Annotated in this window: 16 protein-coding genes; 5 read left to right on the forward strand and 11 right to left on the reverse strand. The window is 69.7% G+C overall.

Going from position 1 to position 15,559, the window contains the following annotated elements:
- Positions 1–14: 14 nt before the first annotated feature.
- On the reverse strand, positions 15–575 hold the full coding sequence (locus ACYQ5L_RS21880; RefSeq protein WP_459959720.1) for a TetR/AcrR family transcriptional regulator C-terminal ligand-binding domain-containing protein: 561 nt from the start codon (positions 573–575) through the stop codon (positions 15–17).
- 83 nt (positions 576–658) lie between these two features.
- On the opposite strand from ACYQ5L_RS21880, the gene ACYQ5L_RS21885 reads away from it, so the two are divergent.
- The gene (locus tag ACYQ5L_RS21885) at positions 659–1,552 is read left to right on the forward strand and encodes a DUF4437 domain-containing protein (RefSeq protein ID WP_459959722.1); all 894 of its coding nucleotides are present in this window, start codon (positions 659–661) and stop codon (positions 1,550–1,552) included.
- A gap of 34 nt (positions 1,553–1,586) precedes the next feature.
- Here ACYQ5L_RS21885 and ACYQ5L_RS21890 read toward each other — a convergent pair whose 3' ends face one another.
- Positions 1,587–2,408 (reverse strand): HpcH/HpaI aldolase/citrate lyase family protein, encoded by an 822-nt coding sequence (locus ACYQ5L_RS21890; RefSeq protein ID WP_459959724.1) that lies wholly within the window; start codon positions 2,406–2,408, stop codon positions 1,587–1,589.
- 215 nt (positions 2,409–2,623) lie between these two features.
- Here ACYQ5L_RS21890 and ACYQ5L_RS21895 point away from each other — a divergent pair, with 215 nt between their 5' ends.
- Positions 2,624–3,577: an alpha/beta fold hydrolase gene (locus tag ACYQ5L_RS21895; RefSeq protein WP_459959726.1), complete on the forward strand. Its 954-nt coding sequence runs from the start codon at positions 2,624–2,626 to the stop codon at positions 3,575–3,577.
- 32 nt (positions 3,578–3,609) lie between these two features.
- Positions 3,610–4,311, forward strand: a complete 702-nt coding sequence (locus ACYQ5L_RS21900) for a hypothetical protein (protein ID WP_459959728.1) — start codon at positions 3,610–3,612, stop codon at positions 4,309–4,311.
- A gap of 38 nt (positions 4,312–4,349) precedes the next feature.
- Here the strand turns inward: ACYQ5L_RS21900 and cbiE are convergent, their stop codons facing one another.
- Together cbiE and ACYQ5L_RS21910 are read right to left on the reverse strand one after the other, a co-directional pair.
- Positions 4,350–5,585, reverse strand: a complete 1,236-nt coding sequence (gene cbiE / locus ACYQ5L_RS21905) for a precorrin-6y C5,15-methyltransferase (decarboxylating) subunit CbiE (protein WP_459959730.1) — start codon at positions 5,583–5,585, stop codon at positions 4,350–4,352.
- Positions 5,582–6,343: a decaprenylphospho-beta-D-erythro-pentofuranosid-2-ulose 2-reductase gene (locus ACYQ5L_RS21910; RefSeq protein WP_459959732.1), complete on the reverse strand. Its 762-nt coding sequence runs from the start codon at positions 6,341–6,343 to the stop codon at positions 5,582–5,584. The genes cbiE and ACYQ5L_RS21910 overlap by 4 nt, the downstream gene beginning before the upstream one ends.
- A 39-nt stretch (positions 6,344–6,382) precedes the next feature.
- Here ACYQ5L_RS21910 and ACYQ5L_RS21915 point away from each other — a divergent pair, with 39 nt between their 5' ends.
- Complete coding sequence (locus ACYQ5L_RS21915) at positions 6,383–6,811, forward strand: PPOX class F420-dependent oxidoreductase (RefSeq protein ID WP_459959734.1); 429 nt, start codon at positions 6,383–6,385, stop codon at positions 6,809–6,811.
- 6 nt (positions 6,812–6,817) lie between these two features.
- On the opposite strand, the gene ACYQ5L_RS21920 is transcribed toward ACYQ5L_RS21915, so the two are convergent.
- Positions 6,818–7,945, reverse strand: coding sequence for a M24 family metallopeptidase (locus ACYQ5L_RS21920; RefSeq protein WP_459959736.1), 1,128 nt, complete (start codon positions 7,943–7,945; stop codon positions 6,818–6,820).
- A gap of 48 nt (positions 7,946–7,993) precedes the next feature.
- On the opposite strand from ACYQ5L_RS21920, the gene ACYQ5L_RS21925 reads away from it, so the two are divergent.
- Positions 7,994–8,959 (forward strand): 5'-3' exonuclease, encoded by a 966-nt coding sequence (locus tag ACYQ5L_RS21925; RefSeq protein WP_459959738.1) that lies wholly within the window; start codon positions 7,994–7,996, stop codon positions 8,957–8,959.
- 12 nt (positions 8,960–8,971) lie between these two features.
- Here the strand turns inward: ACYQ5L_RS21925 and ACYQ5L_RS21930 are convergent, their stop codons facing one another.
- From ACYQ5L_RS21930 to ACYQ5L_RS21955, 6 genes are all read right to left on the reverse strand, one after another.
- A complete protein-coding gene (locus ACYQ5L_RS21930; RefSeq protein ID WP_459959740.1) occupies positions 8,972–9,331 on the reverse strand; it encodes a hypothetical protein in 360 nt (119 codons plus the stop codon).
- A 171-nt stretch (positions 9,332–9,502) separates the two neighbouring features.
- Positions 9,503–10,246, reverse strand: a complete 744-nt coding sequence (locus ACYQ5L_RS21935; protein WP_459959742.1) for a DUF4333 domain-containing protein — start codon at positions 10,244–10,246, stop codon at positions 9,503–9,505.
- 114 nt (positions 10,247–10,360) lie between these two features.
- Positions 10,361–13,054, reverse strand: a complete 2,694-nt coding sequence (locus ACYQ5L_RS21940) for a DEAD/DEAH box helicase (protein WP_459959744.1) — start codon at positions 13,052–13,054, stop codon at positions 10,361–10,363.
- Positions 13,055–13,056: 2 nt separating this feature from the next.
- Entirely contained in the window at positions 13,057–14,031 is a 975-nt protein-coding gene (gene tatC / locus ACYQ5L_RS21945; protein ID WP_459959746.1) for a twin-arginine translocase subunit TatC, read from the reverse strand.
- Between the two features lie 89 nt (positions 14,032–14,120).
- The gene (gene tatA / locus ACYQ5L_RS21950; protein WP_379203580.1) at positions 14,121–14,393 is read right to left on the reverse strand and encodes a Sec-independent protein translocase subunit TatA; all 273 of its coding nucleotides are present in this window, start codon (positions 14,391–14,393) and stop codon (positions 14,121–14,123) included.
- A gap of 146 nt (positions 14,394–14,539) precedes the next feature.
- Complete coding sequence (locus tag ACYQ5L_RS21955) at positions 14,540–15,550, reverse strand: 2-dehydropantoate 2-reductase (protein ID WP_459963499.1); 1,011 nt, start codon at positions 15,548–15,550, stop codon at positions 14,540–14,542.
- Positions 15,551–15,559: the final 9 nt, after the last annotated feature.

A 15,559-nucleotide genomic window follows, 5' to 3' on the forward strand; every position in this document is an offset into this window, starting at 1 on the left:
GTAGTCGATGTTGCTCAGGCGCGTGCGCGGCTCAGCACCTCGGCGGCGGCGCGGTGGGCGCGCTCGCGATCGACGGGGCGGTCCAGCAGCAGCGCGTCGACCAGTAGCGGCGCCACAATGGTCGTGGCCGCCTCCTCGACGGCGGCCTCCTCACCGCCGCCGTGGGCGCGCAGGGCCGCGCGAAAGGGCTCGAGCAGGTCCATCACGTACCGGTGGCGCAGTTCGGTGCAGGCCGGATCGGCCGAGGACGCCGTCACCAGCGCGCGCAGGAATGCGGCGACGGGCTTGTCGCGCAGGCGATCACACAGCAGGTCCACTTCGGTGTGCAGGTCGGCCTCGAGATCGCCGCTGGGGTCGAGGGGTTCGTGCGGGGCCACCGAGATCAGCGCCGCCAGCACATCGCGCGGTGTGGGCCAGTGCCGGTAGATGGTGGTGCGCGCGACGCCGGTAACCGTATGCAGCCGTTGCGGTGTCAGCGCCACGGCGCCTTCGGTGAGCAGCAACTCCAGCGCGGCGGTCAGCACGATCTCCTCGGTCTCGGCGGCGGGGCCTGCGGGGCGTCCGGGTCTGGTCACGGGAATTTACGATACACCTTGTTTTGGTTATTAGTAACCAGTACATTTTGTATCGCAAATATTGCTCCATGGGAGGAGGACCGATGCGTCCACATGTAGAGCTCATCGACGAACGCGACCTGATCAGCCATATCGCCGAGTTCGAGCACGCCGCCGGCAGCGCGGTGCAACGCAATCTCAGCTACGACGAGGAGGACGGATCCGCCTCGCTCAAGGTCACTTTCACCAGCGACTGGTCCCGCCCCGGCGGCGTGCACCGCGCCGAAACGGAGTGGTACGTCCTGTCGGGGCAGGTGACCATCGGCGACACCGTGCTCGGACCCGAAGGCTTCTGGATGGCGCCCACCGGGGTGTGGACGCCGCCGATCGCCGTCATCGCGGGCACCGAGATCCTGCTCTTCCGAGAGGGCGGCGACTGGCGATTCGATCTCGCCGACGCCGATCGCGAATTCGTGCGCCCCGACCAGAAACTCGTCGTCCTCGACTCCGCCGCAATGCCGTGGATCGATGTGAAGGACGGCAGCCCGATGCGTTTCGACCTCGGCGGGACGCCCGTTCCCGGGCTCTACATCAAGCTGCTGCACCGCGATGAGAAGACCGGCTTCTACACCCGGCTCATCAAGGCCAAGCCGGGCTGGCGGGAGGAACCCCTCGCCCACCACCCCTGCTCGGAAGAGGCGTACTGCCTGGCCGGCGGATTCGACTACAACTTCGGCAAGATGTGGCCGGGCACCTACTTCTGGCGGCCCGCCCTGGTCCGCCACGGCGATTTCACCGCCGATGCCGAGCAGGGCTGCACCTGGATCGTCCGCTCGGATGCCGATCTCGTCGACTGGTACACCGACGACGCCAAGGTCGTCATGTCCGGGACCGCGACGAACTGGGGTCCGGACTTCCCGCACAGCCTGGCGCCGCGGCTCGTCGAACCGGTCCGTTCCCGATCCATCGGCGCGTGGGCCGATCCCAGCTACCAGTAGTTCCCGGCCGGGGGCGCTCCCCGCGGAGCGCCCCTCACCGCGTGGCCTCCAGAAGCCTTCTGGCTTCACGGATCACGGCCCGGTCCACCATGCGTCCCGCATCGTCGAGCACCACGCCCCCGGCGGCGGCCTCGAAACGCCGGATCAGCGCACGCGCGCGGTCGATCTCGGCCGGGGCGGGGGTGAAGACCTCGTTGACCACCGGCACCTGCGCCGGATGGATGCACGCTCGGCCGCGAAACCCCAAACGCCGCAGGGCTCGAGTCGATTCGCGCAGGGCGGCGAGGTCCCGGAAGTCGGTGCCGGTGGGGGCGAGCGGCGGCGCGATGCCCGCCGCGGCGCTGGCCAGGACGATCTGGGTGCGGATGGCAAGCAGCTCGCTCGCATCCGGACCGGGCGTGATACCGAGTTCGGCACGCAGGTCCGCTTCGCCGATCTGCACGCGCGACACCCGTGGGGCGGAGGCTATCTCGCGGGCCGCATAGACGGCGGCGGCACTCTCCAGCAGGGGGCAGATGCGGATGGCGGGCCCGGTCTCGCATTCGGACAGCAGCTCGCTCACGGCCCGGACCTGGTGCGCGGACTCGGTTTTCGCCAGGCACACCGCTTCCACGGCGGGCAGGGCAACCGCCCGCAGATCCGCGCGCCCCGGCTCGCCCGGATTCACCCGGACCCAGATGCGCCGCCCGGCCGTCGCGGCGCCACGCAGCCAGGCGGCCACCTCGGCGCGCGCGGATTCCTTGTCCCGCAGTGGAACCGAGTCCTCCAGGTCCAGCAGGACCACATCGGCGGGACCGGCGAGGGCCTTGGCGAACAGTTCCGGCCTGTTGCCCGGTACGTACAGCGCGGATCGCACCGGTCTCCCTTCCCTCGACGCGGCGGCGGATCGACCCCGTATACGAAAAATGAAACAGGGTTTCCCATATCGAAACATAGCGATCACACTCCGGAATGTCCAGGGAAATACGGTCTTTCCAGCGCTTGACAGCAGCGCCGGCATGACCGCTAATGGTCTGCCAAAGCAGAAACGCCATTCCGCTAGAGGAAACAGGCGTCGCCGTGGGAGTACCTATGCACCTCAAAGCCCCTGGCCTGGCCGCCGTCGCCCTCCTCGCCGCCGTGGCGGCCGGACCCACGGCCGGGGCCGCGACCCGGCTGCCCGGCACCATCGAGATCCCCTGCGCCGCCCATGTTCTGGATCAGGACGCCGATTGGTATCTCCCCGAGGGTGAGCCGCGGGCGCTGGTGTGGATCCAGCACGGCTTCGCCCGCACCGGCGGGAACGTCGCCGATCTGGCCGCGACCTTCGCCGATGCGGGCCATCTCGTCTTCGCCCCCAGCCTGCCGTTCATGAACCTCTCGGGCTGCACCCTCCAGAACATCGGCGACAACACCGCGTTCCTGCATCACGTCGCGACCCTGTTCGGCGCCGCCTCGGCTCCGACGGGCCGGCTGTCCACGAGTCTCACCGCCGCCGCGCGGCGGGCAGGCCGGGCCGCGCCCGCCATTCCGGAGAATCTGGTGTTCATCGGCCATTCGGCCGGAGCCGAAGCGGTCGCCTACGTCGCCGAGCGATTGCGCACCCATCACCTGGAGTCCTGGAACACGCTGCGCGGGGTGGTCCTGCTCGATCCCGTCCGGTCCTTCCTCGGCAACAATATCGACCTCGCCCTCACCGGCCTCGACACCACCACCCTTCCGGCCCTGACGATTTCGGCGCCGCCGTCGCCGTGCAACACCTTCGGCATCGGCACCCTCGCGGTGCAGACCCGCCTGCACCGCCCCTTCCTCGGCGTGCGCCTGCCCTCGGGCGCCCACACCGACGCCGAGGGCTCCAGCTCCGACACACTGGGCGAAATGCTCTGCGGCACACCGGAAGCAATGAACTCCGCCACCCTGCGCACCCTCGCGCTCGGCTGGGTGGGTGATTTCCTCACCGGCACTCCGACCCCCGACTACTACCCCGCCGCCCCGCACGGCGCCGTACCCGCGGCGCCCGGGGCGCAGCCGCTCACCGGCCTCTGAACCGGCTCCTCCACTCCGAAAGCATGACGCGCGTGACTGTTCGACCAGCACTGTTCACCGGCCTCCTCGTCACAACGTTCGCCACAGCCCTGTGCGGCGGTCCCGGCGCACCCGCCCTCGCCGACCCCGCCGAGGAGCAATACCCGCGATCACTGTGTCTGCGAGCCCAAGTGACCACCGCCAGCCTGCATCTCGGGAAGTTCCGCAAGGCCGGAGGTGAGCTGCACGAGGCGCCCTATACCGACCTCGGCTCGTTCGCCGCGTCGAAGCCGCAGGTGCAACCGCTCACCGTGACCAGCTACACCACCTACGAGGATTCCGGCACCGGCCTGCCGCGGCAGGTGCGCTGCAAAGGCAAATCGGCCGATCACCTCGCCGAGGTCTACGGTGCGCGTACGGCCGGGCCGGAAGGCACCTGCGCACAGGTCAATCGGGGCACCCTGAAACAGGTCGCCGGATCGCTCACGGACGCCGAACGCGAGGCCCTGGTCTTCCGCCCGAACCGGGTCGTGATCGATCCGGACACGCTCGCGACGACCGGTCAGGACTGGCTATCCGATTTCCCCACAGCCACGGTCGATTCCGCCGGCACTCTGCACCTTCCCGCGAAGGCGCTGCACGTTCCGCTGGATACGCCCGGCATCCCGGATGCCTTCAAGGGCCAGCACTACTGCACGCTCATCGCGCCCGAGCATCTGAAGCGAATCCTGCTCGGCGCCGTCCATCCATCCTGACCGCGGCGGTCCGCCGCGGCCGGGGAGCACTCCGGCGCCTATTTGCGAGTCACCCATTGGGTGACCGGGAGTTGCGGTCGCCACGAGGTGAATCCGCCGAGGGGTTCGGCGCGGTAGATCTGGTAGCGGCGCAGGGTGCCGCCGTGGGTGGCGGCGAGGGTGGTGAGCAGCGCTTCGGATTCGGCGGTGACGGCGTTCGCGACCAGGCGGCCGCCGGGGCGCAGGCGCTGCCAGCAGGCGTCGAACATGCCGTCCTGGGTGAGGCCGCCGCCGAGGAAAACGGCGTCGGGGGACGGCAGGTCCGCGAAGGCGGCGGGGGCCGTGCCGAATACCTGCACCTGGGGGACGCCCAGGGCCGAGGCGTTGGCCGCGATCTGGGCGCGGCGGGTGTCGAGGCGTTCGAAAGTGACTGCGCGGCAGGTAGTGTCGGTGCGGCACCATTCGATGGCGATGGTGCCCGAGCCGCCGCCGACGTCCCAGAGCAGTTCGCCGGGTGCGGGGGCGAGGGCGGCGACGGTGAGGGTGCGGATCTCGGATTTGGTGAGCTGGCCGTCGCCGCCGTAGGCCGCGTCGGGCAGGCCGGGGAGGCGGGTCAGACGGGGGGCATCGGGGTCCGCGACGGCTTCGACGGCGACGATGTTCAGCGGATTGCCTAGTGGCAGTTGCCATTCCCCGGCTACGCCGCTCGTGAGGCGTTCCAGCGGGCCGCCGAGCTGTTCCAGGACGATCAGGGTGGAACCGCCGAATCCATTGCGTGCCAGTAGTTCCGCGAGCTGCGCGGGAGTGCGCTCGTCGGCGCTGAGAACGAGAATCCGGCGACCGTCGGCCAGCTCCGGCAGCACCGTCTCCAACCTGCGGCCCACGGCGCTCACGACGGGCGTCCCGGCCAGCGCCCAGCCCAGCCGGGCGCAGGCCAGAGCGGCCGAGGACGGCTGGGGCAGCACTCGCAAGGCCTGCGCCCCAACCAGTTTCGCGAGCGTCACGCCGATTCCGAAGAACATGGGATCGCCGCTGGCCAGCACGCACACCCGCCGTCCCGCATAGCGTTCCAGCAGCCCGGGCAGCGCCGGCACCAGCGGTGACGGCCAGGTCACCCGCTCCGCGTCACTCTCGGAGTCCGAGACCAGCGCCAGTTGCCGGGCCGACCCCATGAGCACCTCGGCCGCCGCGATGGCACGCCGGGCCTGCCCGCCGAGCCCGTCCCAGCCGTCGGCGCCGATCCCGGCCACAACGAGGGGCCGGTCCGGATCCCATGCCACGGCAGGGCCCGTCATCGCGGCATCCGCCGCCAGATCGATTGCGGGACAAAACGCATGGCGAAGAACATCAGGCGCAGCGCGCCGGGCACCGCGACATTCGCGGCGCGGCGGCGCAATCCGGCGACCACCGCGTCGGCCACCTGATCGGGCGTGCTGGACAGCGGGGCCGGATCCATGCCCTCGGTCATGCGGCCGATGACGAAGCCGGAGCGGATCAGCAGCAGGTGAACGCCGGTGCCGTGCAAGGCATCCTGGAGTCCGCCGGCGAATCCGTCGAGTCCTGCCTTGGCCGAACCGTAGACGTAGTTGGCGCGGCGCACGCGCACCCCGGCGATCGAGCTGAAGACGACGATCTGGCCGGAGCCCTGGGCGCGCAGCAGATTCGCGAGGCTGGTGAGGACGTTCACCTGGGCCACGTAGTCGGTGTTCACCACGGCGACGGCGTGGGCGGGATCGCGTTCGGCCCGGGCCTGATCGCCGAGGATGCCGAAGGCCAGCACCGTGACGCCGATCGGGCCGTGCTCGGCGGCCACCTTCTCGAGCAGCGGCTGATGGCCGGGCAGATCATCGGCGTCGAACTCCACGCAGTGCACCGCACTCGCCCCGGCGGCCTCGAGGGCGGCCCGCTGTTCGCTCAGGTCGCCGCTGCGTCGTGCGGCCAGCACTACGACACGCCCGGGCGCGAGGCGTCGCGCCACCTCGAATCCGATTTCGCTGCGTCCGCCCAGTAGCAGGATGACGCCCGCGTCGACGTCCCGAGATCCGAATGCCATGGCCGATAGTCTGCCATCGACCTTGCTAGCGTCATCACCATGACCAGCACCACCGTGCCCGCGCTCGAGGACGCGCCGCGCACCGAGCTCACGCCCGCCGCCGCCGGATTCGTCGCCGAGCGCCATCTCGCCACCCTGAGCACGCTGCGGGCGAACGGCACACCGCATGTGGTCGCGGTCGGATTCACCTGGGACGGCGGGAGCGGGCTGGTCCGCGTCATCGCCGACGGCGGGTCGGTGAAGGTGCGCAATGTGCGCCGCTCCGGCTATGCCGCGGTCAGCCAGGTCGACGGCGCGCGCTGGATCACCCTCGAGGGTCCTGCCACCGTCCTCGACGATCCGGAATCGGTCGCCGAGGCGGTCGAGCGGTATTCCGGCCGCTACCGGCAGCCCCGGGAGAACCCGAACCGCGTGGTGATCGCGATCCGGGTCGACCGGGTGCTGTCCAGCAGCGCCTTCAAAGCCTAGGGCGGCTCAGAGCCGGGTCAGCCCGTGCGGCCGGTTGTTCATCGATTCGCAGCCGTCCTCGGTGACCACGACGATGTCCTCGATGCGCGCACCCCACTCGCCGGGGAAGTAGATGCCCGGCTCGATGCTGAAGGCCATGCCCGGCTCCAGCACCAGGTCGTTGCCGCCGACGATATAGGGCTCCTCGTGCACCGAGATGCCGATGCCGTGGCCGGTGCGGTGCACGAAGTAGTCGCCGAGACCGGCGGCTTTCAGCACATCGCGGGCGGCGGCGTCGATGGATTCCGCGGTGACGCCCGGCTCGACCGCCGCCACCGCGGCCGCCTGGGCGCGCTCGAGCTCGGCGAACCGCGCCGCCACTTCCTCGCTCGGCTCGCCCAGCACATAGGTGCGGGTGGAATCGGAGAAGTATCCGGGCTGCACCGGACCGCCGATATCGATGACCACCACGTCACCGGCCTCGATGACCCGCTGGGAGACCTCGTGATGCGGGTCCGCGCCGTGCGGGCCGCTGCCGACGATGACGAAAGCGGCTGCGGTGTGGCCCTCTTCGACAATGGCGGCGGTGATATCCGCGGCCACCTCGGCCTCGGTGCGGCCCGGGCGCAGGAACTCGCCCATGCGGGCGTGCACCCGGTCGATGGCCGCGCCCGCGCGCCGCAGCGCGTCGATCTCGCTGGGGTCCTTGGTCATTCGCAGCTGCCGCAGCACCGGGGTGGCCGAGACCGGCACCGTCCCCAGCTGATCGGCGATGGGCAGCAGGTGCAGCGCGGGCATATGGTCGTCGACCGCGGTGCGCGCGCCGGCATTGAGGATGCCCTTGACGATCCGGTACGGGTCCACGCCGTCCACCCAGTCCACGATCTGCAGACCCAGTTCACCGGCCGCGGAATCCTTCAGCGCCGCCAGTTCCATCTTGGGGATGACCACCGACGGCGTCTCGCCGCTGGCCGGAATCACCAGGCAGGTCAGTCGTTCGAAGGATTGCGCCCGGGATCCGAGCAGAAATACCAGGTCGGGACCGGGAGTAATGAGCAGGGCGTCGAGGTGGGCCTGGCGCGCGAGTTCCGCCGCGCGCTCCAGCCGTGCCCCGTAGATCGCCGCCGCGAACCGTGACTCGTCATGAGAGCTCATGTTCTCCGAAGCTACCATTCGCCGCGTGGCCCGGTAGCGTCACACAGCATGAGCACCCCCGCCGCCGGCCCGCTGCTGTTGCTCGACGGAGCCAGCCTCTGGTTCCGCGCGTTCTACGCCATCCCGGAGAAGATCACCGCCCCCGACGGGCGACCGGTGAACGCCCTGCGCGGTTTCACCGATATGGTCGCCGCACTGATCAAACAGCACGCCCCCAGCCGCCTCGTGGTCTGCCTGGATCTGGATTGGCGCCCACAGTTCCGCGTGGACCTCATTCCGTCCTACAAGGCGCATCGCGTCGCCGAAGACCAGCCCGTCGTGGACGGCGTCGAGGCCGAAGAAGTGCCCGACACCCTCACCCCGCAGGTCGACATGATCATGGAGATCCTCGAGGCCGCCGGCATCGCCACCGCCGGCGCCGAGGGCCTGGAGGCCGACGATGTGCTCGGCACCCTCGCCACCCGCGAGCGCGACAGCGAGGTCATCGTCGTCAGCGGCGACCGCGACCTGCTCCAACTCGTCCGCGACACCCCCGCCCCGCCGGTGCGCGTCTTCTACGTCGGCCGCGGCCTGGCCAAGGCCGAACTCTGGGGTCCCGCCGAGGTCTCCGCGAAATACGGTGTGCCGCAAGCGATCGCGGGACCCGCCTACGCCGATATGGCCGCGCTGCGCGGCGACGCCTCCGACGGCCTGCCGGGCGTCGCGGGCATCGGCGATAAGTCCGCCGCCCAGCTCATCTCCAAATTCGGCTCCGTGGAGGCCCTGCGCGCGGCCGCCGCCGACCCGGACTCCGATCTGGCCAAGGGCGTCCGCGCCAAACTCGCTGCGGCGGACGATTATTTGAAGGCCGCGGCCCCGGTGGTCCGCGTGGTGTGCGATGCCGATGTCGAGCTGTCCGGCCCGGACCTGCTCCCCACCACCCCCGCCGATCCGGACCGCCTGACCGCGCTCGCCGCGTCCTACAACGCCGAGAGCCCGGTCAAGCGCCTCATCACCGCCATGGCCAAGCGCTGAGCCGAAGCCCGCTCACATGGGCCAGGTTTCGGGCTTCCCGTCCAAGTCCGAAATCTCGGCCTGAGTGAACCGCTCGTCCACCGGATTCCGCAGCGTGATGTGCGTCGGCGCGGTGCTCACACTGCCACCGGCGCAATTGGGCACGCAGATCCGGCGATACTGCGTTCCCTCACCCTCGGCCCTCTCGGGACCCCACGTGGCCCAGGTGATGTCCTTGACCCACAGCCCGCCATCCCCGCAGGCCAGCAAGAGATTCACCGGCCGCACCACGGACTGGCTCGGATACGTCGTGCAATCGTTGACCACCGGCTCGGCCCCGGCGTGGGCGACCGCGGGAGCGAAGGCGGCGGCCAGCGCCGCGGCAGCGGTCACGCTCCAACCTGTTGTGCGCGCAGCGATGTTCATCGCCACCCCCCAACTAGATCGACTTCGGATTTACGGCCACTCTACTCCCCTGCCACGAGACCTTTAGGCGACCTAATGAAGAAGGGCCCGGCGACGATCGCGCGATCATCGCCGGGCCCCGCGGTTCGTTGTCCGCGCCTAGCTGGGGCGGCCGACTTCGTAGGTGCCGTCGTCCTTGGTGATCTTGATGGTCACCTTCTTGGACTCACCGCCGACCTTGAGGGAGCACTCGAAGGTCTTGTCCACCTCGACCTTCTGGCCGGACGGGCAGCTCACGTCCTGGACGTCCTCGATACCGTAGGAGTCCTTGAGCACCTTCTGCACGCCGGTGGCGACGGCCTTGTTGTCCAGCTGGTCCTTGGCGGTCAGCGCCAGCACACCGCCGACGATCGCGGCCACGATGAGGACCGCGGCGGCGGCCAGGCCGATGTAGAGGCCGGTCTTCTTGTTCGGCGGCTGCTGCGGCGGCCACTGCTGCTGGCCGGGCATCTGCTGCTGGTTCCAGTCCTGCGGGCCGGGCTGCTGGGGCCACTGCGGCTGACTGCCGCCCCACTGCTGACCGGGCTGCGGCTGCTGCTGGCTCCAGTCCGGCTGACCGGGCTGGCCCGGCTGCGGCTGCTGCGGCCACTGCGGCTGGCTGCCGCCCCACTGCTGTTGCGGCTGCTGCGGCTGGCTCTGCCCCCACGGCTGGGCCGGAGGCTGCTGCGGCGGCTGCTGATCACCCCAATGCGTGGTCGGCTGCGCCGGCTGCTGCCCACCCCACTGCTGCGTCGGTCCGGCGCCGCCGGGCGCGGGCTGCTGACCGCTCCCCCACTGCTGCGTCGGATCGTTGCGTCCCTCCCCAGTGCCTGGGGCGTCGTTCGGTCCGTACGGGCCGCTCATTTGCTTGCCTCCACTCGCAATCCGATGTACGCACGCTAGCCCCCCGAGCGGGAACACGCTCGTGAACCCACCGCGGTCGGTACGTCTCAACCAATCAAATCACAGTCCCATCAGCTACGCGGCGTCCACCGCGACGACACCCCGCCGGATGGCCCGCACCGCCTTGGCCGCGGTGGCCGCCACCTCCACATCGTCGGCGGTGCCGTGGATCTGGTCGAGCAGGTCGATGACCTGGCGGCACCAGCGCACGAAATCGCCCGCCGACAGCGGGTTTCCGCGATCGCCGCTGGCCAGCAGGGCATCGGCCAGATCATCGCCGCGGGCCCAGGTGTAGACGCCGGTGACGAAGCCCAGGTCGGGTTCGCGGGTGGGCTGGAGCCGGTGCCGGGATTCGTCGGCGCGCAATTGCGACCAGACGCCGATGGTGGAATCCACCGCCCGGCGAATCGGGGCGGTCGGTCCGGAAGCCCCGAGATAGCCGCCCTCCTGGCGCGATTCGTACACCAGGATGGACACCACGGCCGCCAGCTCGGCGGGACCGAGCCCGCGCCACAGGCCCTGGCGCAGGCTCTCGGCCACGACCAGATCGGCCTCGGCGTAGATGCGGGCCAGCCGCCGCCCGTCGGCGGTCACCTCGCCGCCGTCCACATAGCCGCGCTCGGCCAGCAGCGCGAGAATGCGGTCGAAGGTGCGGGCCAGGGAGTTCGTGGTGGCCGCGACCTGCTGGCGCATGGACTCGGTCTCGCGGGCGATGCGGTTGTAGCGTTCGCCGATGCGCGCCAGCTGTTCCCGATCCGGGCGGGTATGCGCCGGATGGTTGCGCAGGGCGCGGCGCAGCGTCTGCAATTCGCGATCGTCGGCGGCCTTGGACTTGGACCCGCGCCGCCCGCGACCGGGCGCGACGATGCCGGTGCTGCGCAGCGCGGAGGCCAGATCGCGGCGCACCCGCGCGGTGCGGTGATCCACGTGCCGCGGCAGGCGCAGCCGTCCCAGCGATTCCGCGGGCGTCGGGAAATCGGCGGCGGAGATGCGGCCCGCCCATTTGTCCTCGGTGAGCACCAGCGGACGCGGATCCCCCGGTGTCTGATCGGGTTCCAGAATCACCGCGAGTCCCTGGCGGCGGCCGGACGGAATCGCCACCACATCCCCGCGGCGCAGCGCGCCCAGGGCGGCGACGGCGGCCTGGCGGCGATCGGAGCGGCCCTGGCGTTCCAGATGCCGTTCCCGTTCCCGAATGCGTTCGCGCAGTTCGAAGTACTCCAGGAAGTCCTCGCTGAGCTGGGTGCGCAGCTTGCGCAGTTGCGCGTCATTGCGTTCGATGCCGCGCACCAGGCCCACGACCGACCGATCGGCCTGGAACTGGGCGAAGGAGCGTTCCAGCAGCGCCCGCGACTCCACCGCGCCCATCCGGTCGATGAGGTTGATGGACATGTTGTATCCGGGCCGGAAGGAACTGCGCAGCGGATAGGTGCGGGTGGACGCCAGACCGGCCACCGCGCTGGTGTCGACCTCGGGCTGCCACATGACCACCGCGTGACCCTCGACATCGATGCCGCGCCGGCCCGCGCGCCCGGTGAGCTGGGTGTACTCCCCCGGCGTCAGCTCGGCGTGACTCTCGCCATTGAACTTGACCAGGCGCTCCAGCACCACGGTGCGGGCGGGCATATTGATGCCCAATGCCAGTGTCTCGGTGGCGAATACCGCGCGCACCAGACCGCGCACGAACAGTTCCTCGACGGTGTGCCGGAAGGCGGGCAGCATCCCGGCGTGGTGGGCGGCGAAGCCGCGGTGCAGCGCCTCGCGCCACTCCCAGTAGCCGAGTACCTCGAGATCGCTGCGGGGCAGATCCCCGGTGTGCTTCTCGATGATCGCGTCGATCTCCGCGCTGTCCTCCTCGCGCGAGAGATCCAGCCGCGAGCGCACGCACTGGGCAAGGGCCCCATCGCATCCCGCGCGCGAGAAGATGAAGGTGATGGCGGGCAGCAGCCCTTCCTGATCGAGCCGGGCGATCACCTCCGGGCGCGGCATGGGCCGGAACGAACGCCGCGGCCCGCTGCCGCCGCGCCGCCCGGGCACACCCCAATTGTCCATCCGGTCAACGGCTTCCCGGTGCTTGATGTAGCGCACCAGTTCCTGATCCACCACCACCTTGGCATCGCTGGACTTGGGATCGAACAGGTCGAACAGCCGCTTGCCCACCATCACGTGCTGCCACAGCGGCACCGGCCGGGTCTCGTCCACGATGACGGCGGTATCGCCGCGCACCGTCTCCATCCAGGCGCCGAACTCCTCGGCATTGCTGACCGTGGCCGACAGGCTGACCAGGCGCACCTCCGGCGGCAGGTGCAGGATGACCTCTTCCCACACCGCGCCGCGGAACCGGTCGGCCAGGTAGTGCACCTCGTCCATGACCACGTACGAAAGCCCGTGCAGCGCATCCGAACCCGCGTAGAGCATATTCCGCAGCACCTCGGTGGTCATGACCACCACGGCGGCATCGGGATTGATGGACTGATCGCCGGTCAGCAGGCCGACCGTCTCGCGGCCGTAGCGCGCGGTGAGATCGGCGAACTTCTGGTTCGACAACGCCTTGATGGGCGTGGTATAGAAGCATTTGCCGCCCGAGGCCAGCGCCAGGTGCACCGCGAATTCGCCCACCACGGTTTTACCCGCGCCGGTGGGCGCGCAGACGAGCACACTGTGCCCGCCTTCGAGAGCTTCACACGACTGCCGCTGGAACGGATCCAGCTCGAATGTCATTTCGGCGGCGAATGCCGCCAGTTCGCCAGTAAGCGACCGAGACGTCACCGTCAGAGCGTATCGGAGTAATCCGACACGCTTCTCGTTGTTTTTTCGGACGGCGAGGCAACCACCGGTTCCGGCGCGTCGACCGGCGTGGCGCGGTCGATGCGGCCGGGCCCCTCGCCCAGCGGCGAGGCTTCCTCATCGGAGAGGTTGGCCCAGTTCTCGGCTTTGCGGGCGCGTCGCTTGTCATTGAGGCGGGCGATCTGCACCGCGAGCTCGAACAACACCGTCAGCGCGAGCGCCAGCGCCAGCATGGAGAACGGATCCTGCGGGGTGACGATGGCGGCGAAGACGAACAGGCCGAAGATCAGCCCGCGCCGCCACTTCACCAGCTTCTCGTAGGACAGCACGCCGACCAGATTCAGGCCCACGATGAGCAGCGGCGTCTCGAAGCTGACGCCGAAGATGATCAGCAGCTGAATGATGAAGGTGAAGTATTCCGAACCGCTCAGCGCCGTGACCTGCACGTCATTGCCGATGGTCATGAGGAAGCTGAGAGCGTGCGCGACCACCCAGTACGCCAGCACCGCGCCCGCCGCGAACAGCGTGGCGCCCGAGGCGACGAAGGAGATCGCGTACTTGCGCTCCTTGGCGTACAGGCCGGGGGTGATGAACGCCCACAGCTGATACAGCCACGCCGGGCAGGCCAGCACCACACCGGCGGTGATGGCGACCTTCAAGCGCAGCATGAACTGCTCGAACGGGGCCGTCGCCAGCAGACGGCATTCGCCGTCGGCGGTAATGGCGGCGCGCGACTCCGGCGGCAGCGAGCAATACGGGCCGCGCAGGATATCGCCGAGGCTCTCGATGCCCAGGAACGAATGCGAGTACCAGAAGAATCCGAGCACCGTGGTCAGCGCGACCGCGAAAATCGCCTTCAGCAGCCGGGACCGCAACTCGTGCAGGTGCTCGACCAACGACATGGTGCCGTCGGGATTCGTTCTACGCCGGCTGCGCCGGGGGTCGAACGGGATGCGCATGAATGTGTCTGCCTCGCTGATCGCCTGGCGCCGGACCTGGACAAGACTCGCCCCGGGACGAGTGCCTCATCCCGGGGTAGGAACGGCGCTTACGCCTTGTTCAGATCAGCCTTGTTCGTCTCCGCCTTGACCTGCTCCACCGGGGTGGCGGCGGGCTGCGCGGCCGGCAGCTCCGCGGCGGGGGCCGAGGCCTGCGCCGACGAGGACTTGTCACCGTCAGCGTGCATCTCGTTCATCTCGCTCTTGAAGATGCGCAGCGAACGACCGAGACCCCGGGCGGCGTCGGGAAGCCGCTTGGCCCCGAACAGCACCAGGAACAGCAGCGCAATGATGATCCAGTGCGTCGCGCTGAGTGAACCCATCGACTTCCTCCAATACTGTGGTGCTTCGATGCTACCCGACCGGCATATGGCAAACCATTTGTCAACCGTCGTTCTACCGGTGGTCATGCGGATTTGCCCGGATGTTACCCGGGCGGGCCCCGGGCCGCGCGGCACGAAAACCGGGCCTAGCCACCGGCTCCCGCGGCGGCCCGCAGCTCGGCCAGCAGTTCCGGACCCGACCAGGTGCGCCGGTCCCCGTTCTCGGCGGCGCCGATGAGCTCGACCAGCCGCGCATTGACCGGGGTCGGCATTCCGACCATGGCGCCCAGGCTCACGATTTCCCCGCACAGCCAAGCGATTTCGGTCTTCCGCCCGGCCGCCAGATCGTCGGCCATGGAGGACCGGGCCACCGGATCGATGGCCAGGACCTTGCCCGCGACCCGGCGGAACACCGCGTCGGGGACGGTGAGCAGGCGCACCATGACCTCGGGCGGCAGCACCGTCAGCCGCGCCGGGCTGATGCGGGCGCGGGTCATGGCATCGAGGGCCTCGCGCTGGATGAGCGCCAGGCAGCGGCGATAGTCGCGGTTGGCGAGCTCCTCGCGCAGTGGCCGCCCGGACAGGGCGTTGATGGGGTTGTTCAGGTTGAGCAGCAGCTTCGCCCACTGCACCGACAACAGGTCCGGGTACTGCTTCACATCCAGCCCGGACTTCCCGAGCAGCGGCGCGAAACGCTCGAGCACCGGATCGCTCGCCACGGCGATGCCCCCGGCGGTGCCGCGGTGGAAGCGGCCGCCGTCGTGGTGCACGACATTGAACATGACCATGCCGCCCAGAACCACACAGGCGGGCAGGATTTCGCGGATCACCGCATCATTGCCGATGCCGTTCTGCAGGCTGATCACCACGGTGCCGGGCCGCACCAGCCCGGACAATTCGCGCGCGGCCCGCTCGGTATCGCCGGATTTCACGGTGATGAGCACCAGATCCGCCGCGCCCGCCTCGGCGACGGAGGTGGCCGTCCGGAACGCATCCGGCTCGACCCGCACATCCTGTCCGTCCAGATCGGTGAGCCGCAGACCCGCGGCCGTGATCTCGTCGAGCATGCGCGGCCGCCCGACGAAGGTGACCTCCGCCCCCGCCGCCGCCAGGCTCCCCCCGACGTACACCCCGATACTGCCGGCGCCGAGCACCATCACCCGCTG

The organism is Nocardia sp. IFM 10818 (genome assembly GCF_054655275.1).